Below are 22,951 nucleotides of genomic sequence, written 5' to 3' on the forward strand. Positions count from 1 at the left end.
GCGCCGGAGCCGCACGGACGGCGGCTCCGGCGGGAGGGGGCTAGTTGGCCGAGGCCGTCGTGGCGGACGTGGTCCCGGACCGCTGGTCGGCACCGGCATCGATCGCCCCGATGCGGGCTTGGCCGTCGATGTCCTCCATCAGCCAGTCCGCGTAGGGGGCCGACAGCACCGCCCCGTCGCCCCGAGCTAGGGCAGCCGAGCCCATACCCAGGTGGTAGTTGCTGTAGGAACCCGTGGAGGCGCCGATGTTCAGCGTCAGCGGGCCGAAGCGGACGTCGATGTAGTTGCCGCCCTCGTCGAAGGCCGGCTGCACCGCGATGGCCGTCGTCAACTCGACTTGCTGAACCGCATTCCGGGCACCGTTGAAGTACGCCGTGACGAAGTTCGGATCGCCGCCGCCGGTCAGCAGGCTGGACATCGGGGTCAGGCTGCCGGCGGCACCGATCACGCCCAGGTCGTTGAAGTCCGGGGTGCTCGGGTCGGGAACCAGACGGTAGGTCGGGACCACCGGGGCCGTCGTATCCACGTGGAAAATGAAGGACCGGTTCTGCCAGATGATCGCGTTGCGCAGATCCGGGCTGGAGAACGGCGCCTCCGCCGGGCCGAGGGCGGCGATCAGCGCCGGGCTGTGACCACGCGACACGATGCCGGCCGGCTGGCGGTTGGAGTCGGTCGCGTTGCCGGGGGTGAAGGCCAGACCGGCCGTAGCGGTGCTGTCGTTGTGCGCTATGGTGTCGTTGACGATGCTGACCACCGCCGCGTCCTGGAGCGAGATGCCACCGCCCGCAAGGCCCGCCACGTTGTTGACGATCATGTTGTCCACGACGTCCACGCGGTGCCACTCTTCCTTGGGCTTGCCGACGACCTCCTGGCCGTTGACGAACGCCACCCGAATGCCGCCGCCGTCGCCCGCACCCGCCTGATTGCCCAGGATCAGGTTGTCGGCGATGGTGACGTTGCCCGTCCCTTCGGTGAGGCCGTTGGCGGCGAGCGGCGCCGTGCCGGAGACGAAGACGCCGCCGCCGGACACCGACACCCCTTGGGCGAAGGACTGGTTGAACAGAATGGTGTTCCGGGCGATGACACCGCCGTTGCTGCGGCCGAAATGGCCGATGCCGCCGCCGTCGCCCTGGTTGAAGTTGCCGCAGATCCAGTTCTCGGTAACGGCGTAGGACTCCGCGCCGGTGCAGATCGAGACACCGCCGCCGGCCCCGCCGAGGCCACCGTTCTGGCTGATGGCGTTGTGGTGGATGCGGATGCCGTCGTTCTGCGCGTCGGTGTAGGCGTCGGTGCCGCCGGTATCGTTCACCAAGTCGGGATGGCCGATGCGGATGCCGCCGCCGTAGAAGCCCTGGTTGCTGACGATGCGGGTGTTGGCGATTTCCAGACGGTGGGCGTAGCCGTTCACCGCGATGGCCCCGCCGTGGTCGGCACCGGTGATGGTGATGCCGTCGATCGACGCGTTCGACACGCCACCCGCGCCGAACGGATCCCTGGTCTGGCTGGCGAGCACCAGCACGCCGGCCCCTTCTTCGGTGTTCAGCGAACCGGGCTCGACGGTGTCGAAATTGACCGGCTGACCAGGGAGCAGGTCCACTGCGCCGCTGGTGATGAGCTGCCGGACCTTGTTGCGCCACGCCTGGAGCTTCTCGGCCGGGGCCTTGACCGGGTTGATGGTGACCGCTCCCGGCCCCCAGCCCTGCAGATGGACCGGCTTCCACATGATGACCGGCTCGTCGTAGCGGCCGGGTGCCAGCACGATGTAGTCGCCGGCTTCCGCATGGTCGATGGCGGTCTGGATGGGCGTCGCCCCGGGCACCGTGGAGGGTTGGACCGGCACCACGCGGGTATCGGCATCCACGATGGAGACGGTGACCGTGTTGATGGTGGACCGTCCGTTGTCGCCGCGCGCAACCACCAACTCGCCGGTCTGCACACCTTCCGGCACCTGGACGGAGATGAGCTGAGGCGACCAGCTCGTCACGACAACCGGTGTGTCGCCGATTTTCACCGTTCCGGGCGTGGTGCCGAAGCCGTAGTCGCGGGTGATCAGGCGCGGCGCGCTGCCCTCATTGCCGGCGTAGGCCGGGTTGAGCACCTGGGTGGCGCCTTCCGACACGATGGTGAGCGTCCGCACGGCACCGGGCGTCCGGCGCAGCACCGGCCCCAGGCCGCTGCTGCCGCTGACCGAATAGACCTTCGGCGTGCCGTCCGGGAATTCGCAGTCCAGCGCGAACTGATCGGGCCCGGTGAAGGCCGAGACCGGCAGGACCGGCGTGTCCAGGTAGGTCGTGGTGCCGGGCATGTACTGGAAGGTGTAGCAGAACTGGCTGTACTGCTTGTCGAAGCGCGGGTCGATGAGCGTCCGCTGCCCGGTTGGATCGCTCGGGTCCTTGATCGGACCGGGATCGTTCATGCACAGCGTCAGCATGTTCGGCGACAGGCCGGTCGGGCCGGCGACGTTGTTGGTGAAGGTGGAGGGCAGCAGCCCGTTGAAGGTGCCCCACTCGTCCGAATAGACGCGGTAGAGTTCCTGCCCGGTCCAGTCGCGGACCGAAATCGGCACCCAGGCCGGCGCCTGCTTCTCGCCAAAGGCCGGGGAGTTCGGGTCGAACTCGTTGGCGAGATCGTTCAGGATCATGCCCACGAAGTGGCCGGCGATCGGCACATCGGTGAAGAACTGGAAATCGGCCGTCGCGTTCTGTCCGGCGTTCAGCCGCAGGCGTTTGCGGTCGCACAGCGGACGCGTCTGACCGGCGAAGGGTGCCGGCTCGCCGGGGAACAGAGTCAGTTCCGCCGGAACGACGTGCGGGTCGCCGACGCATTCCGGCGGCAGGGCGTCGGGGTCGGGCTGCGGCACGTGGGACGTGCCAAAGACGGCCGACTTGTCCTCTTCCTTGATGATCTTGTAGGGCGACGGAGCCGCACCCGTCTTCGGCGCGGCCACCTCGACGATGAAGTTGCCGGCGGTCAGCGCCCGGCCATAACGATCCTTGGAAATGACATAGCGCCCGTCGTAGGTGCCGTTGCGGACCTGGTTGTAGTTCCGCAGGCCATCGAAGCAGTCCTTGCCCACACCGTTGATGATGAACTTCTCACCCTGGCAGTTGGTCGGTTGGCTGTCATCCCAGCCGTCCGTCCAGGTGATGGCCACCGCGTCGCCCCATTGGAAGGCCGTGGCCTGGGGGTTGCGGTCCACGTCGGCGGCGGTCTTCGCGCCACCGCGGTGCCAATTGGAATTCCAGGCCGGAATGTCGGCGAGCTTGAGCGTCTGGCCGGGCGCCGGCTCCTTGTAGAGGATCACCGGAACGCGCGGGATGCCGGGCTCGTACGGGTCGGTAGCCGCAAAGCGCGGATCGTCTTCGCCTCGCATCACCGCGTAGGATACAAAGCCGGTGACAGCGCCGACCTCGTTGGCGCCGAAGGCCGTCTTGCCAAACTCGACCACGTTGGTGGTGCCGAGGAAGGCCTGGAACGCCTGGGTGGTTGGCGCCCCCCTGTCGGGCGTGGTCTTCGTCTCGGTGCGCGACAGGCTGTTGCCGGTAATCGGGTTCACGACCGGCCGGCCGCGGGTGTCGGTTTGCGGTTGCGGCGTCAGCTGGTCGCGCGACGGCCATGTCCAGCCCTGGTCGGCCTCCACCGGCCCACCGGCATCGACCACGGCGGTGAGACCGGTAGCCTTCAGCTTTGCCGTATCGACATCGACAGTCAGCCAGTTGAAGAAGGGAAAGACCTCGTTGAATGGGGACTCGCCCATCTTGTCGGTCGGTGCCGATTGGTAGATTGTCCCGTCGCGGAAGCGCAGGTTGACCGGAATGTTCTCGATGCCGGGCTCGCCCGCGTCGGGGAAGCCGTTGCGGTTCTGATCGTAGAACACCCGCGTCTCCATGCGGGCGAACCACGAGAACACCGGAACCTCGCCGAAGTCGCAACTGCGCGTCGGCGTGCTGCAGGCCAGTCCTTCATCGACCGTGAAGCCGTTCGTGGCGAAGATGTAGTCGAGGTTCTCGTCCCAGATGGCAAGCTGGTAACTGCCCGGCGGCACGTTGGGAATTTCGAAGCTGCCGTCGGCGTTGCACTTTTTAACGAACACGCCCTTGCCGACGCCCGCCGCGGTGTCGTTCAGGCCGACATAGCAGGACGTCCACTCGGTGGGGCCACCGTTGTAGAAGGCGTAGTTGGGCGGTCGCGACATGTGCAGGTTGACGACCTTGCCGCGCACGGCGGTGCCCACGCCGGACGGCAAGCTGTTGAATTCCTTGACAAAGCCGAACTCCACATGGGGGCCGGGCGGCCCGAATTCGGCGAAATAGGTCGGCTCGTTGGCCTTGACCCAGGCGTCGATGACCTTGGAACCCTCGATGGTCGTCGTCTGGATCCAGCCCTCGCCGGACTTCGGGATGGCCTTCACGCCGTACTTGCCGGGCGCCAGATTCTTGATTGTCACCCGCCCGTTAGCGTCGGTGAGGATTTCTCCGGTGCCCATGGTTTCGACGATCGGCGCCCCATCGTCGTCGAGCGCCGGCCGCCCGTCCGTCTGCTTGCGGTAGCTCGTGCCCAGCGGATTGCCGAAGACGTCCGTGGAGACCTGGCCGCCGACTTGGCCATAGCGCCCGCCGGCATCCTCGATGATGATCGAGATTCCCGGAAGTCCCTGCTCCTGCGGCTGATCGTGCTGGTTGTTGATCAACTGGTCGTCCAGAAAGACCTGGACGCTGATCTGTGCCGTGGGCAGCGGTGCCGACGTGACCCGCACCACCACCTCTTTCTGGTTGGGTGTGATGATGGCGCCGCCAAGTGTGTACTCCTTGCCACCTTGCGCACCGGGCCGGTCCGGCAGGATGGAGATGAAGTAGTGTTTGCCGGCCTCGAGCGGCGTGGTGCTGGCGTCGCTGAGAAGCGCCAGGTTGCCGGAGGCTCCGGCCGCCACGGGCGGCATGTAGCTCGCGTGGAAGCTGACTGCCAGAGCGTTGTTATCCCTTTGCCCGGGGACAGGGTGTGACATCCGGTCCTCTTCGATGAGGAAGCGGAATCCGGTGGATATGGGCGCTCCCGTCTCGTCGACGACCGTGACGGTGATCGGATGTTTGGTGGTTTGAGCCAATGCGCCTGCACCGGTCAGGATCAAGCCCGCCCCGAGCAAAGCCGCCCCTGTGCCGCCGAGCCTTTTCAAGGCTAGGCAGCGCCTGCTGCGAACCTGTTTCATTATGCCCTCGTCGTTATCTGTACGCCGTGCACACCGCCTCAATGGGCTGGGACACGCCGACCAGAGTGGCCAACCGTATCCAGCCATCCATCGGGATAGATAAAGTCTCGGAATTTCTGAGATTCCTGATAAACAATCAATAATGAATGAACATATTGCTTATATTGATGTTTGTTACCATGAATATTGTTGAATGTGAAAACAATCTCGTGCGCGCGGAGAGCGCAAGCGCATCTATTTTATTGCCTCACGCACACCCAACCCACTCCACTTACCAATTCACAATACCAGCAATTTTCAAATGGTCTTTATTCTCTGAGGAGGTAGCTGCAAGCCTCTTTGCGGCTAAGCAGGCATGCCACCGCCATTTATAGAGTTAGCTTATGCAAAAAGGGGCCGATCGCTTCGATCGGATGGCTCGAGGCGCATCCGTGTATGTCAAAATATCTAGAAAATGCTTGTCATCTAATTGGCGCCCTGTTCCCACGAAATCGAACAAGGAATACCTTTGTTCAGAGTCAACTATCAGGGCACATCCGCAACAAGGTTCGGATTTTCATCTTTCGTTTTTGGCGATTTTGACCGTCACCCACTCTCCTCCAACGCACTTTTCAATCCAGCATGCATCAAAGTTTCCTGCGTGGCTTTCAATAATAAAGTCAGCTTCCTGAATGCTGTTTACGGCATCATCACACTGGACACCCCCCTCTCGCTCAAGAAAAATTACATATTTGCCACAGGGCCTACCGCCTTCACTCACAGCAAAAGCGTCAGAATTATTTTTCATGCAATCCACTATAAGAATACAATCACATGACAACTTGGAGCGGCTGCCCTTCAAATATTTCTCCATGGAATCGCACCTTCATTCCAGCAACACTCGTTGCATTTTCTCAAACGCCTCTCCAGCGTGAGAAACACCTCAGCAGCAGCCTCCCTGGCCGGATTTTATCCATTCCGAACCGCACAACCGCCTACTTTTCCCGTTTTCTGGAACTCTAATTAAGACAACCGATACCTAGCAATCCAGGCTTTTGGAATATTTAGCCAACTCTGCCGTACTAGGCCGTGTCGGCAAAGGTCAGAGCCATGAAGGATCGCCTCGGGCACCGTCAAGTTGGAGCTGGCCGGGGCACCGAGGGCAAGGGTATAGGGCCGCCATGACGACTCGCCCTGCCCCGTTGCATGTCAACCGGCGTCGGAATGGGGGCTCTTCCTGAACCGCGCCGGGTTTCCCGGAGGCCCCATTTCTTGAGAGGATGGGGTCATCATGACGAAACAGGCATCACCCAAATACGCCCCTGAAGTCCGCGAGCGCGCGGTGCGGATGGTGTTCGATCACGAAGGGGATCACGCCTCGCAATGGGCGGCGATCTGCTCGATTGCGGCGAAGATCGGCTGCAATCCCGAGACGCTGCGCGGCTGGGTCCGGCAGGCCGAGCGTGACCAGGGCAAGCGCTCCGGCCCGACGACGGACGAGCGTGAGCGGATCAAGGCGCTGGAGCGCGAGAACCGCGAGTTGCGCCAAGCGAACGAGATCCTGCGCAAGGCGTCGGCGTATTTCGCCCAGGCGGAGCTCGACCGCCCGTTCCGGAAATGATCGCCTTCATCGACGCCCACCGCGCCGTCCACGGGGTCGAGCCGATCTGCAAGGTGCTGCCGATCGCCCCGTCCACCTACCGTGCCCATGCCGCCCGGCGGGCCGATCCGTCCAAGGCGCCGGCCCGCTCGCGAAGTGACGCGGAGCTGAGTGTGGCTATCCGACGGGTCTGGGAGGCGAACTTCCAGGTCTATGGGGTGCGGAAAGTCTGGCGGCAGTTGCGGCGGGAGGGCCTCGACGTGGCGCGCTGCACGGTGGCCCGGCTGATGCGGCGGATGGGCCTGAAGGGAGCGACGCGCGGCAAGGCGGTGCGCACCACGATCAGCGACCGGGCGGCGCCGTGCCCCGCTGACCGGGTGAAGCGCCAGTTCCAGGCGCCCCGCCCGAATGCCTTGTGGGTCGCGGACTTTACGTATGTTGCGACGTGGCAGGGCTTCGTCTACGTGGCCTTCGTCATCGATACGTTCGCCCGCCGGATCGTCGGCTGGCGGGTGTCACGCACCGCCCATGCCGGCTTCGTGCTGGACGCCCTGGAGCAGGCGCTGCATGAGCGCCGGCCGGCCAAGGGCAGCGGCCTCATCCACCACTCCGACCGCGGGTCGCAATACGTTGCTATCCGGTACACCGAGCGCCTCACCGAGGCTGGCGTCGAACCCTCCGTGGGCAGCGTCGGCGATTCGTACGACAACGCCTTGGCCGAGACGATCAACGGCCTCTACAAGACCGAGGTGATCCGGCGCCGCGGGCCATGGCGCACCCTGGAGGCCGTCGAGTTCGCCACCCTGGAGTGGGTGGACTGGTTCAACAATCGGCGCCTGCTCGAGCCCATCGGCAACATTCCTCCTGCCGAGGCCGAGGCGCGTTATTATGCTCAAACCGAGGCCGTCGCCATGGCGGCGTGACTCAACCAAACCGGCCTCCGACAAACCCGGCGCGGTTCACCGGGGAGCGCACCGAGTTCGTCGTCGACTACGCGTGCCACTCGCCGGACCGGCAGCGGTGGTTCAACCTGCGGGTCACCCGGCTCAGCGGCGGCGCCAGACGCGTCGTGGTGAGCCACGAAGACGTCACCCAGCTCAAGCTGGCCGAACGGACCGCACAGGCGGCGAAGGAGGAGGCCGAACGCGCCGCGCATGCCAAGTCCGAGTTCCTGGCGTCCATGAGCCACGAGATCCGCACGCCCATGAATGGCGTCATCGGCTTCGCCGACATGCTGCTCGGCACCGGGCTCGACGAGGAGCAACGCCGCTACGCCGCCAACGTCCGCGCCGCCGGGCGCTCGCTGCTCACCGTCATCAACGACATCCTGGACTTCTCGAAGCTGGAGGCGGGCGGGCTGGTGTTGCGGAGCGTGCCCTTCGACTTGGCGGTGCTGGCCCGCGGCTGCGAGGACCTCGTCCGCCCCGCCGCCGAGCAGAAGGGGCTGCAGCTGCGCACGGTGTTGGCCTCCGGCACGGCGGGCTACGTGCAGGGCGATCCGGACCGCATCCGCCAGCTTCTCCTCAACCTGCTCGCCAATGCCATCAAGTTTACCGACCGGGGCGGCGTCGTCCTGACGGTCGCGCGGATCGGCGGCGATGGGGCCCGGCTCCGGTTCGCGGTCGCCGACACCGGCATCGGCATCCCCGCGGAAAAGGGAGGCGAGCTGTTCCGGCGCTTCAGCCAGGTGCAGCGGGGGCGCGGCGGCACCGGACTGGGCCTGGCGATCTGCCGCCACTTGGTCGAGTTGATGGGTGGCGAGATCGGCTTCGACAGCCAGCCCGGCATCGGTAGCACCTTCTGGTTCGCCGTCCCGCTGGCGCCGTGCGCGGTCTCCGCCATGGCCCCGGACTGTCGGGCGCCCGCCGCCGCCCCGCTGCCGCGCCCGGCCCGCGTCCTTGTCGCCGAGGACGTGGCGATGAACCGCGAGCTCGTCGTTGGCATGCTGGGCAAGGCCGGTCACCGCGTGGACGCGGTCGAGACCGGCGAGGCCGCCGTCGCCGCCCTGCGCGGCGGCGCGTACGACCTCGTGCTGATGGACGTGCACATGCCCGGCATGGGCGGGCTTGAGGCGACGCGCGCCATCCGTGCCCTGCCCGAGCCGCTGTGCCGCGTCGCCGTGCTGGCGATGACGGCGGGGGCGCTGCCCGAGGAGGTCGAGGCGTGCCGTCGTGCCGGGATGAACGAGCACCTGTCCAAGCCGGTCGACCGCGAGATCCTGCTTGCCGCCATCGCGCGGTGGACGCGCGCCGACGCGGCCCGATCCGAACCGGCTCGGGAAGCCCGGAAGGCTGCGGGGGCTGTGGGGGACTGAGCCGCCCGGATGGGTCAGGACGGCTCAGCCTTGCCGGACGGCGCGCCGGACGAGGAACCTGGCGAGGGCGGCGTCCGAGTTCTCGATGTGGCCGCACAGCCAGCGCCGCACGTGGTCGAGCGTGCGCTCGTCCAGCCCGGCCTGCCCGGTCCGCACCGCGTCCAGCATGAACGAGAGCACGGACAGGAGCTCGCCGTGCTCGCGCCCGTGCTCGGCCGCCGCCGGATAGCCGCGCTCCGCCATGAGCGCCTCCTCGCGCCCGAAGTGCTCCCGGGCGAGCCGGACGAACCGCAGCAGCAGGCTGGCGGCGTCGCGGCCGCAGGTCCCCGCCGCCAGCGTGTCGTGGAGCCCGTTGAGCGTGTCCACGAGTTCGCGGTGGTCCTCGTCCAACTCCGGGACGCCGAGGGGCAGCTGGCCGGGCCAGTCGACGTAGCTCATGGAACGGCCTCCGCCAGACCGAGGCGCTCCTCGACCGCGCGCAGGAGCCGCCGGGCCGCCGCGTAGTCAAGGCGTCCGACCGCCGCGGCGAGCTCGGCGGCGTCGGCCGCGGCCTCGGCGGGGACTCCCTCGGCAAGCCTGCGCGCCGCGGCGTCGGCGACGAGGTCGTTGCGGCGCAGGGCGCGGTCGAGCTCGGCCGTGATGGCCGCCAGGGTGTCCCGGCCGAGCGGCTCGCGGTGCGCGGCCTGGGCGCGCTCCGGTCCGTCCGGCGGCAGGCCGCGCGCGGTCCGCAGAACCTCGCTGAAGGCGTCCTCGAACGGACCGAGGTCCGGGGCCGCGCCGCCGCGGACCGCCCTGTTCAGCGTGTCGGCCTCGCGGAAGAGCCGCGTGGCGCCCATGTTCCCGGCCAGCCCCTTGAGGGTGTGCGCGATGCGCTCTGCCGCGTCGAGGTCGCCGCTGGCGAGCGCGGCGCGGAGGGCATCGGGGTCCCGGCCGTGCTGCGCGGGGAACTGCCGGAGAAGCCTCAGGAGGAGCGCGCCCACGCCGCCGGTCCGGGCCAGGAACCCCGCCACGTCGATCCCGGGGAGCTCGGCCGGAAGGCTGGTCCCGCCGTCCGGCGGGCTGCTGGCCGGGGGCGGGCGGGTGTCTTCCGCAGACGGTCGGGGCGGTGGCGCCGTGTCGGCGGGCCGACCGCAGTGCCTGCGGACGGCAGCGACGAGTTGCTCGACGTCGAGGGGCTTGGGCACGTGGTCGTCCATTCCGGCGTCGAGGCACCGCTGCCGGTCGCCCGGCAGCGCGTTGGCCGTCATGGCGACCACCGGCAGCGTCCGCCCGTCGGCCCGCTCGCGCAGCCGCCGCGTCGCCTCCAGCCCGTCGACGCCGGGCATCTGCATGTCCATCAGCACGAGGTCGAACGGCCGGTCGGCCGCGTCGAGCCGGGCCAGCGCCTCGTCGCCGTCCTGGGCCGTGACGACCTCGGCGCCCCGGCGCTCGAGGATCTCGCAGGCGACCTCCTGGTTGAGCGCGTTGTCCTCGGCCAGCAGGATGCGCAGCCCGGCCAACGCGCCCGGCCGCTCGCCGGGCTCCGCCGGTTCGGCGCGGCGCGACCTCGCGGCGGAGACCGCCTGGAGCAGGACGCTCGGCAGCACCGGGAGCGCCAGCACGCCGTCACACTCCGCCTCGACGGCCGGGTCCGCCTGTTCCGGGGCGGCGGCGAGGAGGACCGGGGCCGGATCGCCGGACGCGGCGCCCCGCAGGCGCCAGAGCGCGTCGAGGCCGTCCTCGGCCGCCTCCACGATCACCACGTCGTGGGGTGCGCCGGACGCCGCCGCGGCGCGCAGAGCGGCGGCCGCCTCGAAGACGGTCGCGGCGCCGTCCGCGCACCAGCCCAGCGACGCGGCGACCCGCGCCAGCACGGCCCGCGACATCGGATCGGCGGAGACGTGCAGGAGGCGCAGGCGCCGCAGGTCGGCCGGTGGCTCCGTCCCGGTCCGCTCCACGCCGCGGCCGAAGACGGCGGTGAAGGAGAAGCGGCTGCCCGCGCCGACCTCGCTCTCGACGTCGATGCGGCCGCCCATCAGCGCCACCAGACGGGCGCAGATCGCCAGCCCCAGCCCGGTGCCGCCGTAGCGTCGCGCCGTGGAGCCGTCGCCCTGGGTGAAGGCGGCGAACAGGGTCGCCTTCTGCTCGTCGGAGATGCCGATACCGGTGTCGCGCACCGAAAAGCGCAGATCGACCCGCTCGGCCTCGACGGCGACTGGCTCCACCCGGACGGCGACCTCGCCCTCGTGGGTGAACTTCACGGCGTTTCCCACGAGGTTGACGAGAACCTGTTGGAGGCGCAGGTCGTCGCCGATCAGGTCGAGCGGCACGTCGTCGTCGATGGCGATGCTCACCGGGATCGCCCGGCTGTGGGCGTCCACCGAGACCAGCGTACGCAGCGTGCTCATCAGGTCGTCGAGGCGGAACGGCTGCGGCGCCAGCGCGAGCATGCCCGCCTCGACCTTGGAGAAGTCGAGGATGTCGTTCAGCAGCTCCAGCAGAGCCCGGGCGGCGACCCGGATCTTCTCCACGTATCCCCGCTGCTTGGGAGTGAGCTCCGTCTCCGCGGCGAGGCCCGACAGCCCGATGATAGCGTTCATCGGCGTGCGGATCTCATGGCTCATGTTGGCGAGGAACTGGCTCTTGGCGCGGCTCGCCGCCTCGGCGGCGGTCTTCGCCTCGGACAGCACCCGCTCCACCGCCAGCCGCTCGCCGATGTCGCGGAAGACCACCACGCCGCCGGTGATGCCGCCCGCGGCGTCGCGCACTGCCGCGGTCGTGAACTCGACCGGGAACGCGCTGTCGTTCTTGCGCCAGAAGACGTCGCTGTCGATCCGGCGGGACTGCCCGTCGGCCAGCGTGCGCAGCACCGGGCAGTCCTCGGGCGGGTACGGGCGCCCGTCGGCGTACCGGTAGTGGCACAGCGCGTGGAGGTTGCCGCCGACCACCTCGTCCTCGGCGTAGCCGAGGAGCTGGGCTGCGGTGGGATTGACAAAGGTGACGTGCCCGCGGGTGTCGAGGCCGCAGATCCCCTCGGCCACCGAATCCAGAACTGACTGCAGCCTGACGTTGGTAGCCTCCTGCGCGGTGAGGGAGCGGTGCAGCGCCGCGGCGCCGCGACGGTCGTGGCGGACCGCCGCCAACGCCGCCCACGAGAGCGCCCCGAGCAGGAGGAGCCCTCCGGCGAGCGCGCCCGCGGACCACCAGGCCCGCTGCCGCCACTCCAGCAGGATCGCCTCCCGCGGGCGCCCGACGACGACCGTGAGCGGCGTCCGCCCCACGCGCCTGTAGTAGGAGATGCGGTCGACGCCGTCGATCACCGAGGCGGCGTCGTAGCGTCCCTCCGGCGCGGTCCTGAGGTGTTTGAGCAGCTCGAGGGTCGGATAGCGGCTGCCGACGGCGCTCATGTCCGGGGTGCGGACGATGACGGCGCCGTCGTCGCGGATCAGCGTGACCACGCCGCCCGGCCCGAGCTCCAGCGTGTCGATGAAGGAGGCGAAGTAGTCGAGGTCGATCGACGCCGCGACGACGCCCAGGAAGCCGCCGTCGGCGCCCTCGACCCGGCGGCTGAGCGTAAAGACCGTCCGGCCGATCACCCGCCCGACCTGGGCCTCGCCGACGTGCAGCCCGCCGGAGGACTTCCGCAGGGCCCGGAAGTACTCGCGGTCGGCGAGGCTCACCGGGGGGCCGCCGAACGCGGCGGACTGGAGGACCATCATGCCGTCGCGGTCGACGACGACGAGCACGCCGACGGACGGGAGCTCGCCCGCCGTCCGGCGCAGCCACTCCCAGTCGGTCCGGCTGAGCGCCATCTCTGCCATCCCGCGCTCGGCGACCCGCTCAGCCATGCGGTCGAGGATGGAGGAGGCCGCCGCGACGACGTGCTGGGCGTGCTTGTCCAGAAGCGCGGCGACGTTGCGCTCCTCCTGCAGAGAGCGGTCAATCGTCCGGTCGCGGTCGGCGACGAAGTAGGATCCGACGAACGCGGAACCGACGGCGAACAGGACCCAGGTCGCCGCGATCAGCCCCAGGACCGGACGGCGGACGGACGGATGCGGCCGTTTGAGGGCTTCCCCAGCAGCCATGTCACGCACCGCCCGCCGCGGCCGGGACGGCGCTGGCATCCTCGAGCGGCTTGGCCTCGACCCGGTTCCGCCCGGATCGCTTGGCGCGATAGAGCATCTCGTCGGCTTGCCGGAGTAGGTCCGCGGCTTCCAGGCCGTCGGCGGGGACGGCGGTCGCCACCCCGACGCTGACGGTCACCCACGGGCCGACCGTCGAGCCGGCGTGCGGCAACCGCAGATCCAGCACGGCCGTGCGCATCCGCTCGGCGAGCGCGGTCGCCCCCTCCAGATTGGTCGAGGGCAGCAGGCAGACGAACTCCTCGCCGCCGTAGCGCGCCGCAAGGTCACCGGGTCTTCGGGCGAGGCCGTCGAGGGCGCCCGCCACGCGCCTCAGGCAGGCGTCGCCCTCCAGATGGCCGTAGCGGTCGTTGTACCGCTTGAAGAGGTCGACGTCGGCGAGGATGGCCGAGAGCGGCTCTCGGGATCGCCAGGCCCGGCGCCATTCGACGTTCAGCACCTCGTCGAACCGGCGGCGGTTGGCGATGCCGGTCAGCCCGTCCATGAGCGCGCTCGCCCGCAGCCGGTCCTCGTGCCGCTTGAGCCGCAGATGGACGCGAACGCGGGCGCGTACAACGGGCAGGCTGACCGGCTTGATGATGTAGTCGACGCCTCCGGCATCGAGCCCGCGCGTCTCGTCGTCGACCTCGCCGCGGGCGGTGACAAAGACGACGGGGATGTCATGGGTTGACGGATCGGCCTTGAGCCGGCGGCAGACCTCGAAGCCGTCCATGCTGGGCATCAGCACGTCGAGCAGGATCAGGTCGGGCGCGACGAGCCGAGCGATCTCGAGCGCCTCCTCGCCGGAGGTGGCGAAGCAGAGTTCGCACTCGTCGCGCAGAAGCCCGGCGAGGAGCTGGATGTTGCCCGGTTCGTCGTCGACGATCAGCACGCTCTGCTTGTCGGTTAGTGTCATGTTCCGCTCTTTCCACCTAACCGCAGCTGCGGCACGATATGGCTCTCTGTGAGCAGCCGCCACCCAGCGTCTCCCGAGCAGAGCATGAGGTCGCGCACTTGTTCATGATTTATGTCAAATGCAATGCATCGGGCATGTGACATTCGAGCCGCTAGGCGCAGATTCCACAGGCTTCCTACGCAAGCCCTTATCCCCGCTCGCCTTAGCCGGTACCGTCTGGCACCTGGAAGGAAACATCAAAGGCAGGTCGTCGTGCTCGGCCTCCGCGGCGGCCCAGTTCTTCATGCGGGCGGCCTGACCCCTTGTCCCCGGCGGCATCCTTCGGCGATCGCACTCATCCTGACGCTTGGCGCGTGCGCACCGGTCGTGGCCTACCCCGGCGCCGCGGCCTACGGCGTGCCCCAGCCACATATCCCGGAAGGCCATCGGCCACCCCCAGGGGCCTGCCGGGTCTGGTATCCGGATCGGCCGCCAGGACATCAGCCGCCGCCCGGCCCATGTAACAAATTGCGGCACCGGGTGCCGCCCGGTGCCGTCCTGGTCTATGGCTAAGTCCACGAACGAACTCTCGGAGCGAACGATGTCCCGCACGTCCCTATTGGCCGGTCTCCTGGCCGTGACCCTGACCTCGGCGGGGGCGGCGCAGGCCGACCCCTGGAAGGACGAGAGCGGCCATGGGCGCGGCCACCATCATGGCGCCGGGGAGTACAAGGAGGAGTTCTGGGACGGCCGCTGCAAGGTGAAGCGCAAGTGGGAGAAGGACGGCGAGTACAAGGAAGAGCGCAAATGCAAAGGGCCACGTGAGCATGTCCATGTGGTGCCTGCGCCGACATACGTCGTCCCCGCGCCGGTCTACGCGCCGAGGCCCGGCGTCTACCTGGGCGACATGCCCTCCGCCATCGGCCCGATGCCCGGCATTCCGGGTGTCGCCTGCAATCGCGACCTGATCGGCGGCCTTCTCGGCGGCGCGGCCGGGGGATTGATCGGCAACCAGATCGGCCGTGGCGGCGGCAACACCGCCGCGACCATCGGCGGCGCCGTCGTCGGCGCCATCGTTGGCGGCACCATCGGGCGCCGCATGGACCAGGCGGACCACGCTTGCGTCGGGCAGGCGCTGGAGTACGGCCGCACCAACCAGGCAGTGGCCTGGAGCGACCCGGACGGCGACCACTACCAGGTCACGCCGACCCGCACCTTCGAGCGCCAAGGTGTCCACTGCCGCGAGTACGTGACGCGGACGACCATCGACGGCCGCAAGCAGCGGCTGACCGGCACCGCCTGCCGCGACCCGGACGGCGCTTGGCGCATCGTGAAGTGAGCGTGCGGTGAACGTTGCGTTGCCAGACCGGCTCCGGGCGGCGCTCGACCGCCTGCGCCGGGTGCGGGCGCGTCGCCTGCTCGCCGGTGCCGCCGTCGGCGTGCTGATGGTCTCCGTCGTCGGGCTGGCGGTCGTCGTCTATCAGGTCTATTCGCTCCCGCTGCCCACCGCGTACGAGAACCCGAGCCGCGGCGCCACGGTGCTGAAGACCGCCACCGGCGAGGTCTTCGCCAGCCGCGGGACGGCGCGCGGCGGGCATGTCGCCCGCAAGGACCTACCCAAGCACCTGGTCGATGCCGTGCTGGCCACCGAGGATCGGCGCTTCTACGAGCACGGCGGTCTGGACCTGCGCGGCATCCTGCGCGCGGGCGTCGCCAATCTGGCCGCCGGGGGTGTGCGCCAGGGCGGCAGCACCATCACCCAGCAGTTGGTCAAGAACGCCTTCCTGACGTCGGAGCGCGCCTTCGGCCGCAAGATCCAGGAGGCGATCCTCGCCCTCTGGATCGAGCTACCTCGACACGGTCTATCTCGGAGCGGGCGCCTACGGCGTGGACGCGGCGGCCCGGCGCTATTTCGGCAAGGCCCCCGCCGACCTGACGCTAACGGAGTCCGCGATGCTGGTCGGGCTGATCCATGCGCCGTCGCGTCTGGCGCCGACCCGCTCGCTGGAAGCGGCGCGCGCCCGTGCCGAGACGGTGCTCGGCGCCCTGGTGGAGACCGGCGCCATCACGGAGGCGCAGGCCGCCAAGGCGCGGGCCGAGCCCGCCCGCCTCGCCGTGCCGCCGCGCGACACGCCGGGCAACGGGCATTTCACCGACTGGGCTGACGCCGAGACGTAACGGCTGCTCGGCGGCGTCATCGGCGACTTCACCGTCGAGACCACCCTCGTCCCCACCCTCCTGGCCGAAGCCGAGCGCGTCGTCGAGCAGTGGCTTGGCTCCCCCGAGGCTAAAGGCGTCGCCGAGGCCGCCCTGGTCGCCATGACGCCGGACGGCGCCGTGCTGGCCATGGTCGGCGGCCGGGACTACGCCCGCAGCCAGTTCAACCGCGCCGCCCAGGCACGGCGCCAGCCCGGGTCCCTGTTCAAGCTCTTCGTCTACCTGGCCGCGCTCCAGTCCGGCATGTCCCCGGACAGCCCGGTCACCGACGCGCCCATCAAGATCGGCGACTGGGAGCCGGGCAACTTCGGTGACCGTTACCGCGGCCGGACGACGCTGCGCGCTGCCTTCACGGAGTCCCTGAACTCGGTGGCGGTGCGGCTGGCGGAAGAGGTCGGCCGCGACAAGGTGATCGCGCTCGCCCGCTCCATGGGGATCGAATCCCCGCTGGCACCCGACCCGAGCCTCGCGCTCGTCACCTCCGAGGTCACGCTGCTGGAGATCACCGCCGCCTTCGCCGCCGTGGACGCCGGGGTGGTGCGTGTTCAGCCCTCCGGGGTGCTCCGCATCGTCGACCCCGGCGCCGCCTTCCACGCCCGCGAGGCCGTCCGCCCGGCGCCCCCGGCATGGCCGCGGGACGAGATACTGGACCTGCTGGGCGCCGTGGTACGCTCGGGCACCGGCAAGGCCGCTGCACTCGACGTGCCGACCTTCGGCAAGACGGGCACGACGCAGGAGAGCCGCGATGCCTGGTTCGTCGGCTTCACCCGGGATCTCGTCGTCGGCATGTGGGTCGGCAACGACGACAACGCGCCCATGGAGGGGATGACCGGTGGCCGCCTGCCCGCCCGGATCTGGGCGGACTTCGTCAAGGCGGCCCGGCAGGGGCCACGGCTGGCCCAGGCCGCCGTTCCGACGCCGCCGACACCTGAACCAACGCCCGCACCCGCCCCGCAACCGGCACCGTTGCCGCAGATCGTGCGCCCGCCCGCACCGACGGTCGAGCGGCCCGAGCCTCTGGTCGGCCCGCCCATGGTGGTCGACACCGGCGCCCTGCGGATCGGCGGGCGGATCGTGCGGCTCGAGGGGGTACAAGGCGAGGGGGGCCGCTTCGCGCGCGAGATGGCGCTGTACATCGGTGCCCGCGAGGTCACCTGCGAGCCGACCGGCCCGGAGCGCTACCGCTGCGAGGTGGACGGACGGGACCTGTCAGAGGCGGTGCTGTTCAACGGTGGAGGACGGGCTGTGAATCGGCGCGGTCCAATGACTCCGCGTCGCCTTCGTCCAGATCGCCTTCCTCTCGATCCTCTCCAGGCGCCTGAAGCGGCTCGCGCCTCAGGAGGTCAGCGCCTGACTGCTACGAACAGACACTCAATCGGAATCCGCAGCGATGTGCGCCAGGAAGCGGTCCAGGATGAGCGATTGACTGGCCTTGCGCCAGACCGCATGCAGCGGCACCGACAACCGCAGTCCGGGCAGGTCGCGGAACACCACCCCCTCCGGCGGGCGCATCAGCAGGCCCGAGTGCACCAGCGCCACCCCCAGACCGGCGGAAACCAACGCCAGCGCGGTGAACACGTCGACAGTCTCGTACCGGATGTCGGGAACGAAGCCGAGATCAGCACAGCTTTCCAGGAAGCGCGCACGGAAATCCGGGTTGACGTTGCGGTCCAATGCAATCCACGGCACCTCGCCCATGCCGGCGGAGGACAAGGATGGCCGCACGGCGAGCGGATGATCCTGGGGAAGCGCCACCACGAAGGGATCGTCACCGAGCAAGCGGATGCACAGGTCGTCGGCGGCCGGCGCCGTGTGCGTGAAGGCAATGTCCAGGGTGCCCCGCCGCAACGCCTCCAGTTGCGCGGCGGAGCGCATCGGATACAGGCGGATGGCGGCGCTGGCAGCGATGCGGCGGAAACGGCGAAGCGCGTCGACCAGCAGCCCGCCTTGCAGCGCCGCCTGCACGTAGCCAATCGTCAGCGTCGCCTCTTCCCCGTGCGCCATCCGGCGTGCACTCTCCTTCACAGCGTCGGAATGCGCCAGCAACCCGCGCGCCTCCGCCAGGAAGCGCCGCCCCTCCTCGGTGAGACGCAGACGCTGCTTGGCCCGTTCGAACAGCGGCAATCCCAGTTCGGCTTCCAGACGCTGGATTTGGCGGCTGAGCGGCGATTGCGAGATGTGCAGGCGCTGGGCCGCGCGGCCGACATGCTCCTCCTCCGCGGTTACGACGAAGGCGCGCAGAAGCTGAAGATCCATGGCGCAACCCCGGAATAGTTGAGACTGAAACGGACTAAACTCTGTCAGAACGCGTCCTAGACAGCAACAGTCTGCCCGCGCACCATCGCGGCCTCCGCAGTTCCCTCGGGAGGCAGACGTCATGATTCTCGTTCATTGCTGTACGCCTGTGAGTGTTCCCGCAGGCGTCGCGTGGGCCGTGCTCGGCGATTTCGAAGCCCTGGCGACCTGGCACCCGGCCGTCGTCGCCAGCCCCATCGAGGACGGTGGTCCCGACGACCGCATCGGTTGCGTGCGCGCCGTCCGCCTGGATGGTGACGCGGTGATCCGCGAGCGGCTGCTGGCCCGCTGCGACGACGCCCGCTGTTACCAGTACGCACTGCTCGACGGCCCTCTGCCGGTCCGGGACTACACGGCGACGCTGCGTGTCGTCGGCACCGGATCGGACAGCGCCCGGATCGACTGGACCGCCCGCTTCACCGTGCCGGACGATGCCAGGCCCGACGAAGTGGCGACCCTGATGGGCGAGGTGTTCGCGGCGGGGCTGAACGCCATCCCGGCCCATCTTTGTCGCCCGGACCCGGGCTGATCGACGCAACGGACACGGGACGGCGGACAAAGAACAGGATGTGGGAACGCCGGTCATCACGTCGTGCAACGGCGTCATGACCGTTTTCGGGCTTTTCCACAATGTCGGGTCGCTGCCGGCCTTTCTGCTTCCGGTCCCGGAGTGGCCCAGCTTCGCCGCCGAGCGGGTGCGACACAATCACGGAACCACCATTGGGAGATCGAGCATGATCGTAACGGTCGTCACCTTTCCATTGCCCGCCGGCATGACCGAAGCCGACGCGCGGGACCTTTACGCCGCCGGAGCGGACCGATACCGGACGGTCAAGGGACTGGTGAGCAAACATTATCTTTTCCAGCCCGGCACCGGGGGCGGGGTCTATCTCTGGGAAACGCGCGCGGACGCCGACGCCCTCTTCACCGCCGACTGGCGCCGCGCCCTCGCCGACAAGTACGGGGCCGAACCGCAGGTGCAGTATTTCGTCAGCCCACTGTCCGTCATCAACGCCCGCGCTGACACCGCGTGATCCCTTCGCACGTGCGGTCGGGGAGGATGCGGCGGCCGCTCGCCGCATGCCCCTGGCGCGCCCTGGTGCGCTATGCCGGCTCGGACAGCTTCAACCGCCCACCCGAGAAGGTGAGGTCGGTCATGCGTGCCACTGTCTCATGGCCCGAAACAGCGGTCCGCCACGCGGCGAGGATCTCGCCGTCGTTCTTCGCCGCCTTGAAGCGCTCCGCGTGTGCGGCTTCGACCGCGAAATCCGCCGCCATCCGCTGGCTGTGGAGATTGCCGCGCAGTTTGCCGGTCAACTCCGGGTCGGCGTCGAGCATGGCATGGATCCGTTCCTTGTCCGGGTGCTCTCCCTTCACTTCGAGCACGCCGCTCCCGTTGATGTGGAAGGCGATGCCGTTGGCGTTGGATATGCCCGCCGCCGCCATCGCATCGGACAGCTCCTTGCCGATGGCGGCGGTGTCCTCTTCGACCTTCTGCTGGAAAGCCGGGCCGCTGATCATACGGCGGGCCGGATCGTAGGCACTGCCGTAGATGGTCCGCATCAGGGCATCGCCTTGGCCCAATGCCTGTGCCTGGAAGCCCGTTCCGGCGTTGAGCGGCATTTTGACCTGCATCCTGGGCGATGGTTGCGTGCTTGTCGGCGCCGTCGCTTCCGAGCGGCCCGGCTCCGCCGGGCGGTTCTGCGACGGTCCGGTCCTCGGAACCGGCATGAGGTGCGAGGTGCTTGTTGCGATCTGCATCTGCCAACCTATCGTGAAGTGTCGCCGCCCAACCCATCGCTCCGCCGCCTGAAGGTTCATCGGCAACCGGGGTGAGGATCGGAGCGCAGGCGTCAGGCCAGTTCCGCCTTGGCGAAGGCCTGGCTCGGAGAGGTGATCTGCGTGCCGTTCCAGCGCATCTGGTCCAGGCTCTGGCACAGGCGCTCGTGGATGCCCTTGAAGTGCTCCCACACCCTGGTGCGCGCCTCGACGCTCGAGTCCTTTCGCCACGCCTCGGTGTAGAGCTCGGTGAAGCGCTGCTGGGCGACCTTGTCATTGCAGTGCATGACCGCGCGGAAATCGTCGGCGAAGGCCCGGTCCTGATCGAACAGCCGCTCGATCTGCCCGCGGTTGGGGTGCTCTTCGGCGACGCGGATCCGCCCCTCATTGTCCTGCTTGAGGGTGAAAGGAACGCTGGTGTCGACGCCCGCGCGGGTCAGCCGGTCTTGAAGCTCGCCGGCGAAGCTGCGGCTCACCACCTCAACCGCAGCGGCGTAGGCCTCGCGTGTGTGGGTGACGTTCGCAGCGGGTCGGTCGCTGACCACCGCCCCCAGGAGTGAAGGCGGCACCAGCGGCCGTGTCGGGGCGGCGGTGACCGGGGCGGACGGTGGGCGCACGTCGGCCGGCGCGGTGCCGCCCGGCTGTTCCGCCACGAAGAGGTGGAAGGTCGCCTGCGACGTGATGTTGCGGGACACCCCGAACAGGGGCATGACGTCGTTGCGCGACGTGATGACCGGCGTCTCCATACTCGCTCCCGATTGTGTTGTTCGCTTCGTGCGGGCGGCCACAACGGAACGAAATGTCCGCCCGACGCAATTTAAGCAAAGATTGGACCATGTCGCGGCGCTTGATCTTGTGCGGCCACATTCCCCGGCCCATCGCCCGGTGGAGCGTCAGCTCGGCAGTTCTTGCCTGTTGGGCGGTGAATTTTGCCGGGGAGAGATCGTGGCCGTGTCCCTTCCATCACGCTGCCGTACCCGGTTGGCCTCATGTTGGTCACGTTCATACGTGGGGTTTGGTTAATTTGTAAGTAACTTGCGCAAGGGGCATTGCTGCCCTGCATAAGCCACATTGGACGAATGGTTATGCCCGTATGTTAGCTTACTTTTGAAACTGTATGGACGCAGTTTAATATAGTGTCGTGAGCGCTGGGGCGCCGGGCGTGAGGCCAATACTCCGATCCGTCCGGCAGCTATAAGGCGCGTGGTTGGAATTAAGAACCGGCCAACCGGCACGAAAGAGGAAATATTCCGTTAGAGGAGGTTGATGTCATGTTCAGTATGTTTATTGATAAAGCGAGAAGTCTTACGGGTAAGCTCATCGCATGCATAGCCGTCATCCTGGCGATGGTCGCAACGATCGGTGTTGTCGTGCTCGTGTCTCGCACTGACATGGTGATCGGCGATCTCGCTTTGAAACACGGGCAGGCGATCGGTGAACATCATGCCACCCGGATCAGCAGCGAGCTCAACCGGAAAATGTCAATCGTCGAGACGGTGGCACGCGCCTTTGCCACCTCGCGGCAGCGGGGAGTCGTGGACCGCGCGAGCTACAGTGGCCTCCTGCGGGCCGTCATGGAAAACGATCCGAGCATCTCCAGCATGTGGGTGGGCTTCGAACCGGACGCCGTCGACGTGGACGTGAAGCACATTGGCGAACTGGGCTCCAACGAAAAGGGGCGTTTCCTCGCGCAATGGTACCGAGAGGCCCAGCAACTCACCGTCCGGACCTTCGACGATCCAGACACGGACAAATCGGGCGCCTACTTCTATCAGGGTCCGAAGCAGCTTCGCCGGCAGGTCATCACGGAGCCATTCTGGTATCCGGTGGGTGGGCAGAAGGTGCTCATGACGTCGCTGGCCGCGCCCGTCGTTGCCGACGGCCGCTTTCTCGGTGTGGTCGGCCTGAACGTACCCCTGGCCGAGCTTTCCGAAGCCATCAACAATGAGCATCCGTACGAGACCGGCTCCCTGTCGCTCATTTCGCACCAGGGCAACTGGGCAGGCTTTCGCGTCCGCGAAGCCTTGGGCAAGCCTATCAGTGAATTCAATCCCGGGCTGGCACGGATACTCCCGCGCATCAAGACCGGAGAGGCGGCGGTGTTCCGCGATTTCGCGAAGTCCCTCAACTCAGAGGTGCAGACGTACCAGATCCCGATCCACGTCGGCTCAACGGGTATGCCTTGGGCCCTGCTGGTCGCGCTGCCGCTCGACAAGGTGTATGCGCCGAGCGCGGCCATCCGCGACGGTATGATCGTCGGCAGCGTCGTCGCGGTCCTGCTGCTCGCCGCGAGCCTGGGGATCACCGCCTACGTGACCGTGCGCCGTCCGCTGGCCCGAACCGTTGGGGTTATCGACCAACTGTCTGCAGGCAAGTACCGGATCGAGATCCCCGACGTGAAGCGGCCGGACGAGATCGGCCAAGTGAGTCGGGCGTTGCTCCTCTTCAAGGACAACCTGGAGAGGATCGCCAACCTGGAGACGGAACGACGCGAGCACGAGGAGCGTGCCGAACAGGTGCGCAAGCAGGAGCTCATGGAGATCGCCAACGCGTTCGAGGCGGCCCT

General features: G+C 68.0%; 14 protein-coding genes, 2 pseudogenes and 1 other annotated feature. Of the genes and pseudogenes, 8 read left to right on the plus strand and 8 right to left on the minus strand.

The annotated features are described in order from the left end of the window. Nucleotides 1-40: 40 nt before the first annotated feature. Nucleotides 41-4,939: an SdrD B-like domain-containing protein gene (locus VED21_RS23015; RefSeq protein WP_324886430.1), complete on the minus strand. Its 4,899-nt coding sequence runs from the start codon at nucleotides 4,937-4,939 to the stop codon at nucleotides 41-43. A gap of 823 nt (nucleotides 4,940-5,762) precedes the next feature. Continuing rightward, nucleotides 5,763-6,059 (minus strand): hypothetical protein, encoded by a 297-nt coding sequence (locus VED21_RS23020; RefSeq protein ID WP_324886432.1) that lies wholly within the window; start codon nucleotides 6,057-6,059, stop codon nucleotides 5,763-5,765. A 417-nt stretch (nucleotides 6,060-6,476) separates the two neighbouring features. On the opposite strand from VED21_RS23020, the gene VED21_RS23025 reads away from it, so the two are divergent. Together VED21_RS23025 and VED21_RS23030 are read left to right on the plus strand one after the other, a co-directional pair. Next, nucleotides 6,477-7,708 (plus strand): IS3 family transposase gene (locus tag VED21_RS23025; RefSeq protein WP_324886434.1). Its coding sequence is split into 2 segments (ribosomal slippage): nucleotides 6,477-6,771 and nucleotides 6,771-7,708, totalling 1,233 coding nucleotides; the frame shifts between segments, so codons are not numbered across the junction. Further along, nucleotides 6,761-6,877: a sequence feature (AL1L pseudoknot), on the plus strand. Its footprint overlaps the gene before it by 117 nt. Continuing rightward, the gene (locus VED21_RS23030) at nucleotides 7,705-9,099 is read left to right on the plus strand and encodes an ATP-binding protein (RefSeq protein WP_324886436.1); all 1,395 of its coding nucleotides are present in this window, start codon (nucleotides 7,705-7,707) and stop codon (nucleotides 9,097-9,099) included. Before VED21_RS23025 ends, VED21_RS23030 begins: the two co-directional genes overlap by 4 nt. Before the next feature lie 24 nt (nucleotides 9,100-9,123). Here VED21_RS23030 and VED21_RS23035 read toward each other — a convergent pair whose 3' ends face one another. Genes VED21_RS23035 through VED21_RS23045 form a run of 3 tightly spaced genes read right to left on the minus strand, consistent with a single transcriptional unit; the run spans nucleotide 9,124 to nucleotide 14,115 of the window. Next, the gene (locus VED21_RS23035; protein ID WP_324886438.1) at nucleotides 9,124-9,537 is read right to left on the minus strand and encodes a bacteriohemerythrin; all 414 of its coding nucleotides are present in this window, start codon (nucleotides 9,535-9,537) and stop codon (nucleotides 9,124-9,126) included. Next, a complete protein-coding gene (locus VED21_RS23040) occupies nucleotides 9,534-13,163 on the minus strand; it encodes an ATP-binding protein (protein ID WP_324886439.1) in 3,630 nt (1,209 codons plus the stop codon). Before VED21_RS23040 ends, VED21_RS23035 begins: the two co-directional genes overlap by 4 nt. A gap of 1 nt (nucleotide 13,164) precedes the next feature. Next, on the minus strand, nucleotides 13,165-14,115 hold the full coding sequence (locus VED21_RS23045; RefSeq protein ID WP_324886441.1) for a diguanylate cyclase: 951 nt from the start codon (nucleotides 14,113-14,115) through the stop codon (nucleotides 13,165-13,167). Between the two features lie 580 nt (nucleotides 14,116-14,695). On the opposite strand from VED21_RS23045, the gene VED21_RS23050 reads away from it, so the two are divergent. The 3 genes and pseudogenes from VED21_RS23050 to VED21_RS39010 form a co-directional block, all read left to right on the plus strand. Beyond that, entirely contained in the window at nucleotides 14,696-15,433 is a 738-nt protein-coding gene (locus VED21_RS23050) for a glycine zipper domain-containing protein (RefSeq protein WP_324886443.1), read from the plus strand. Nucleotides 15,434-15,539: 106 nt separating this feature from the next. Beyond that, nucleotides 15,540-16,272 (plus strand): annotated as a pseudogene (locus VED21_RS23055) (transglycosylase domain-containing protein). Between the two features lie 141 nt (nucleotides 16,273-16,413). Further along, a pseudogene (locus tag VED21_RS39010) lies at nucleotides 16,414-17,154 on the plus strand (transglycosylase domain-containing protein); the annotation flags it as partial. Nucleotides 17,155-17,682: 528 nt separating this feature from the next. On the opposite strand, the gene VED21_RS39015 reads toward VED21_RS39010, so the two are convergent. Continuing rightward, a complete protein-coding gene (locus tag VED21_RS39015; RefSeq protein ID WP_414638280.1) occupies nucleotides 17,683-18,690 on the minus strand; it encodes a LysR family transcriptional regulator in 1,008 nt (335 codons plus the stop codon). A gap of 25 nt (nucleotides 18,691-18,715) precedes the next feature. Between VED21_RS39015 and VED21_RS23065 the strand changes: the two genes are divergently transcribed. After that, entirely contained in the window at nucleotides 18,716-19,135 is a 420-nt protein-coding gene (locus VED21_RS23065) for an SRPBCC family protein (RefSeq protein WP_324886447.1), read from the plus strand. A gap of 205 nt (nucleotides 19,136-19,340) precedes the next feature. Beyond that, on the plus strand, nucleotides 19,341-19,640 hold the full coding sequence (locus tag VED21_RS23070) for a hypothetical protein (RefSeq protein WP_324886449.1): 300 nt from the start codon (nucleotides 19,341-19,343) through the stop codon (nucleotides 19,638-19,640). Between the two features lie 70 nt (nucleotides 19,641-19,710). On the opposite strand, the gene VED21_RS23075 is transcribed toward VED21_RS23070, so the two are convergent. Both VED21_RS23075 and VED21_RS23080 read right to left on the minus strand, forming a co-directional pair. Continuing rightward, the gene (locus VED21_RS23075) at nucleotides 19,711-20,229 is read right to left on the minus strand and encodes a hypothetical protein (RefSeq protein ID WP_324886451.1); all 519 of its coding nucleotides are present in this window, start codon (nucleotides 20,227-20,229) and stop codon (nucleotides 19,711-19,713) included. Between the two features lie 230 nt (nucleotides 20,230-20,459). Then, nucleotides 20,460-21,131 (minus strand): hypothetical protein, encoded by a 672-nt coding sequence (locus VED21_RS23080; RefSeq protein ID WP_324886453.1) that lies wholly within the window; start codon nucleotides 21,129-21,131, stop codon nucleotides 20,460-20,462. Between the two features lie 525 nt (nucleotides 21,132-21,656). On the opposite strand from VED21_RS23080, the gene VED21_RS23085 reads away from it, so the two are divergent. Next, nucleotides 21,657-22,951 (plus strand): PDC sensor domain-containing protein (locus VED21_RS23085; protein ID WP_324886455.1); only part of this gene is annotated, 1,295 nt, incomplete at its 3' end.

This window comes from Azospirillum sp., assembly GCF_035627195.1.
Classification (GTDB): Bacteria; Pseudomonadota; Alphaproteobacteria; order Azospirillales; family Azospirillaceae; genus Azospirillum.

Excerpts from the sequence above, each read along its gene's own strand:
- VED21_RS23015 (WP_324886430.1), bottom strand. The coding sequence starts at position 4,939 with ATGCCGCCCGTGGCGGCCGGAGCCTCCGGCAACCTGGCGCTTCTCAGC.
- VED21_RS23020 (WP_324886432.1), bottom strand. The coding sequence starts at position 6,059 with ATGGAGAAATATTTGAAGGGCAGCCGCTCCAAGTTGTCATGTGATTGT.
- VED21_RS23035 (WP_324886438.1), bottom strand. The coding sequence starts at position 9,537 with ATGAGCTACGTCGACTGGCCCGGCCAGCTGCCCCTCGGCGTCCCGGAG.
- VED21_RS23040 (WP_324886439.1), bottom strand. The coding sequence starts at position 13,163 with ATGGCTGCTGGGGAAGCCCTCAAACGGCCGCATCCGTCCGTCCGCCGT.
- VED21_RS23045 (WP_324886441.1), bottom strand. The coding sequence starts at position 14,115 with ATGACACTAACCGACAAGCAGAGCGTGCTGATCGTCGACGACGAACCG.
- VED21_RS23050 (WP_324886443.1), top strand. The coding sequence starts at position 14,696 with ATGTCCCGCACGTCCCTATTGGCCGGTCTCCTGGCCGTGACCCTGACC.
- VED21_RS39015 (WP_414638280.1), bottom strand. The coding sequence starts at position 18,690 with ATGACGTCTGCCTCCCGAGGGAACTGCGGAGGCCGCGATGGTGCGCGG.
- VED21_RS23070 (WP_324886449.1), top strand. The coding sequence starts at position 19,341 with ATGATCGTAACGGTCGTCACCTTTCCATTGCCCGCCGGCATGACCGAA.
- VED21_RS23075 (WP_324886451.1), bottom strand. The coding sequence starts at position 20,229 with ATGCCGCTCAACGCCGGAACGGGCTTCCAGGCACAGGCATTGGGCCAA.
- VED21_RS23080 (WP_324886453.1), bottom strand. The coding sequence starts at position 21,131 with ATGGAGACGCCGGTCATCACGTCGCGCAACGACGTCATGCCCCTGTTC.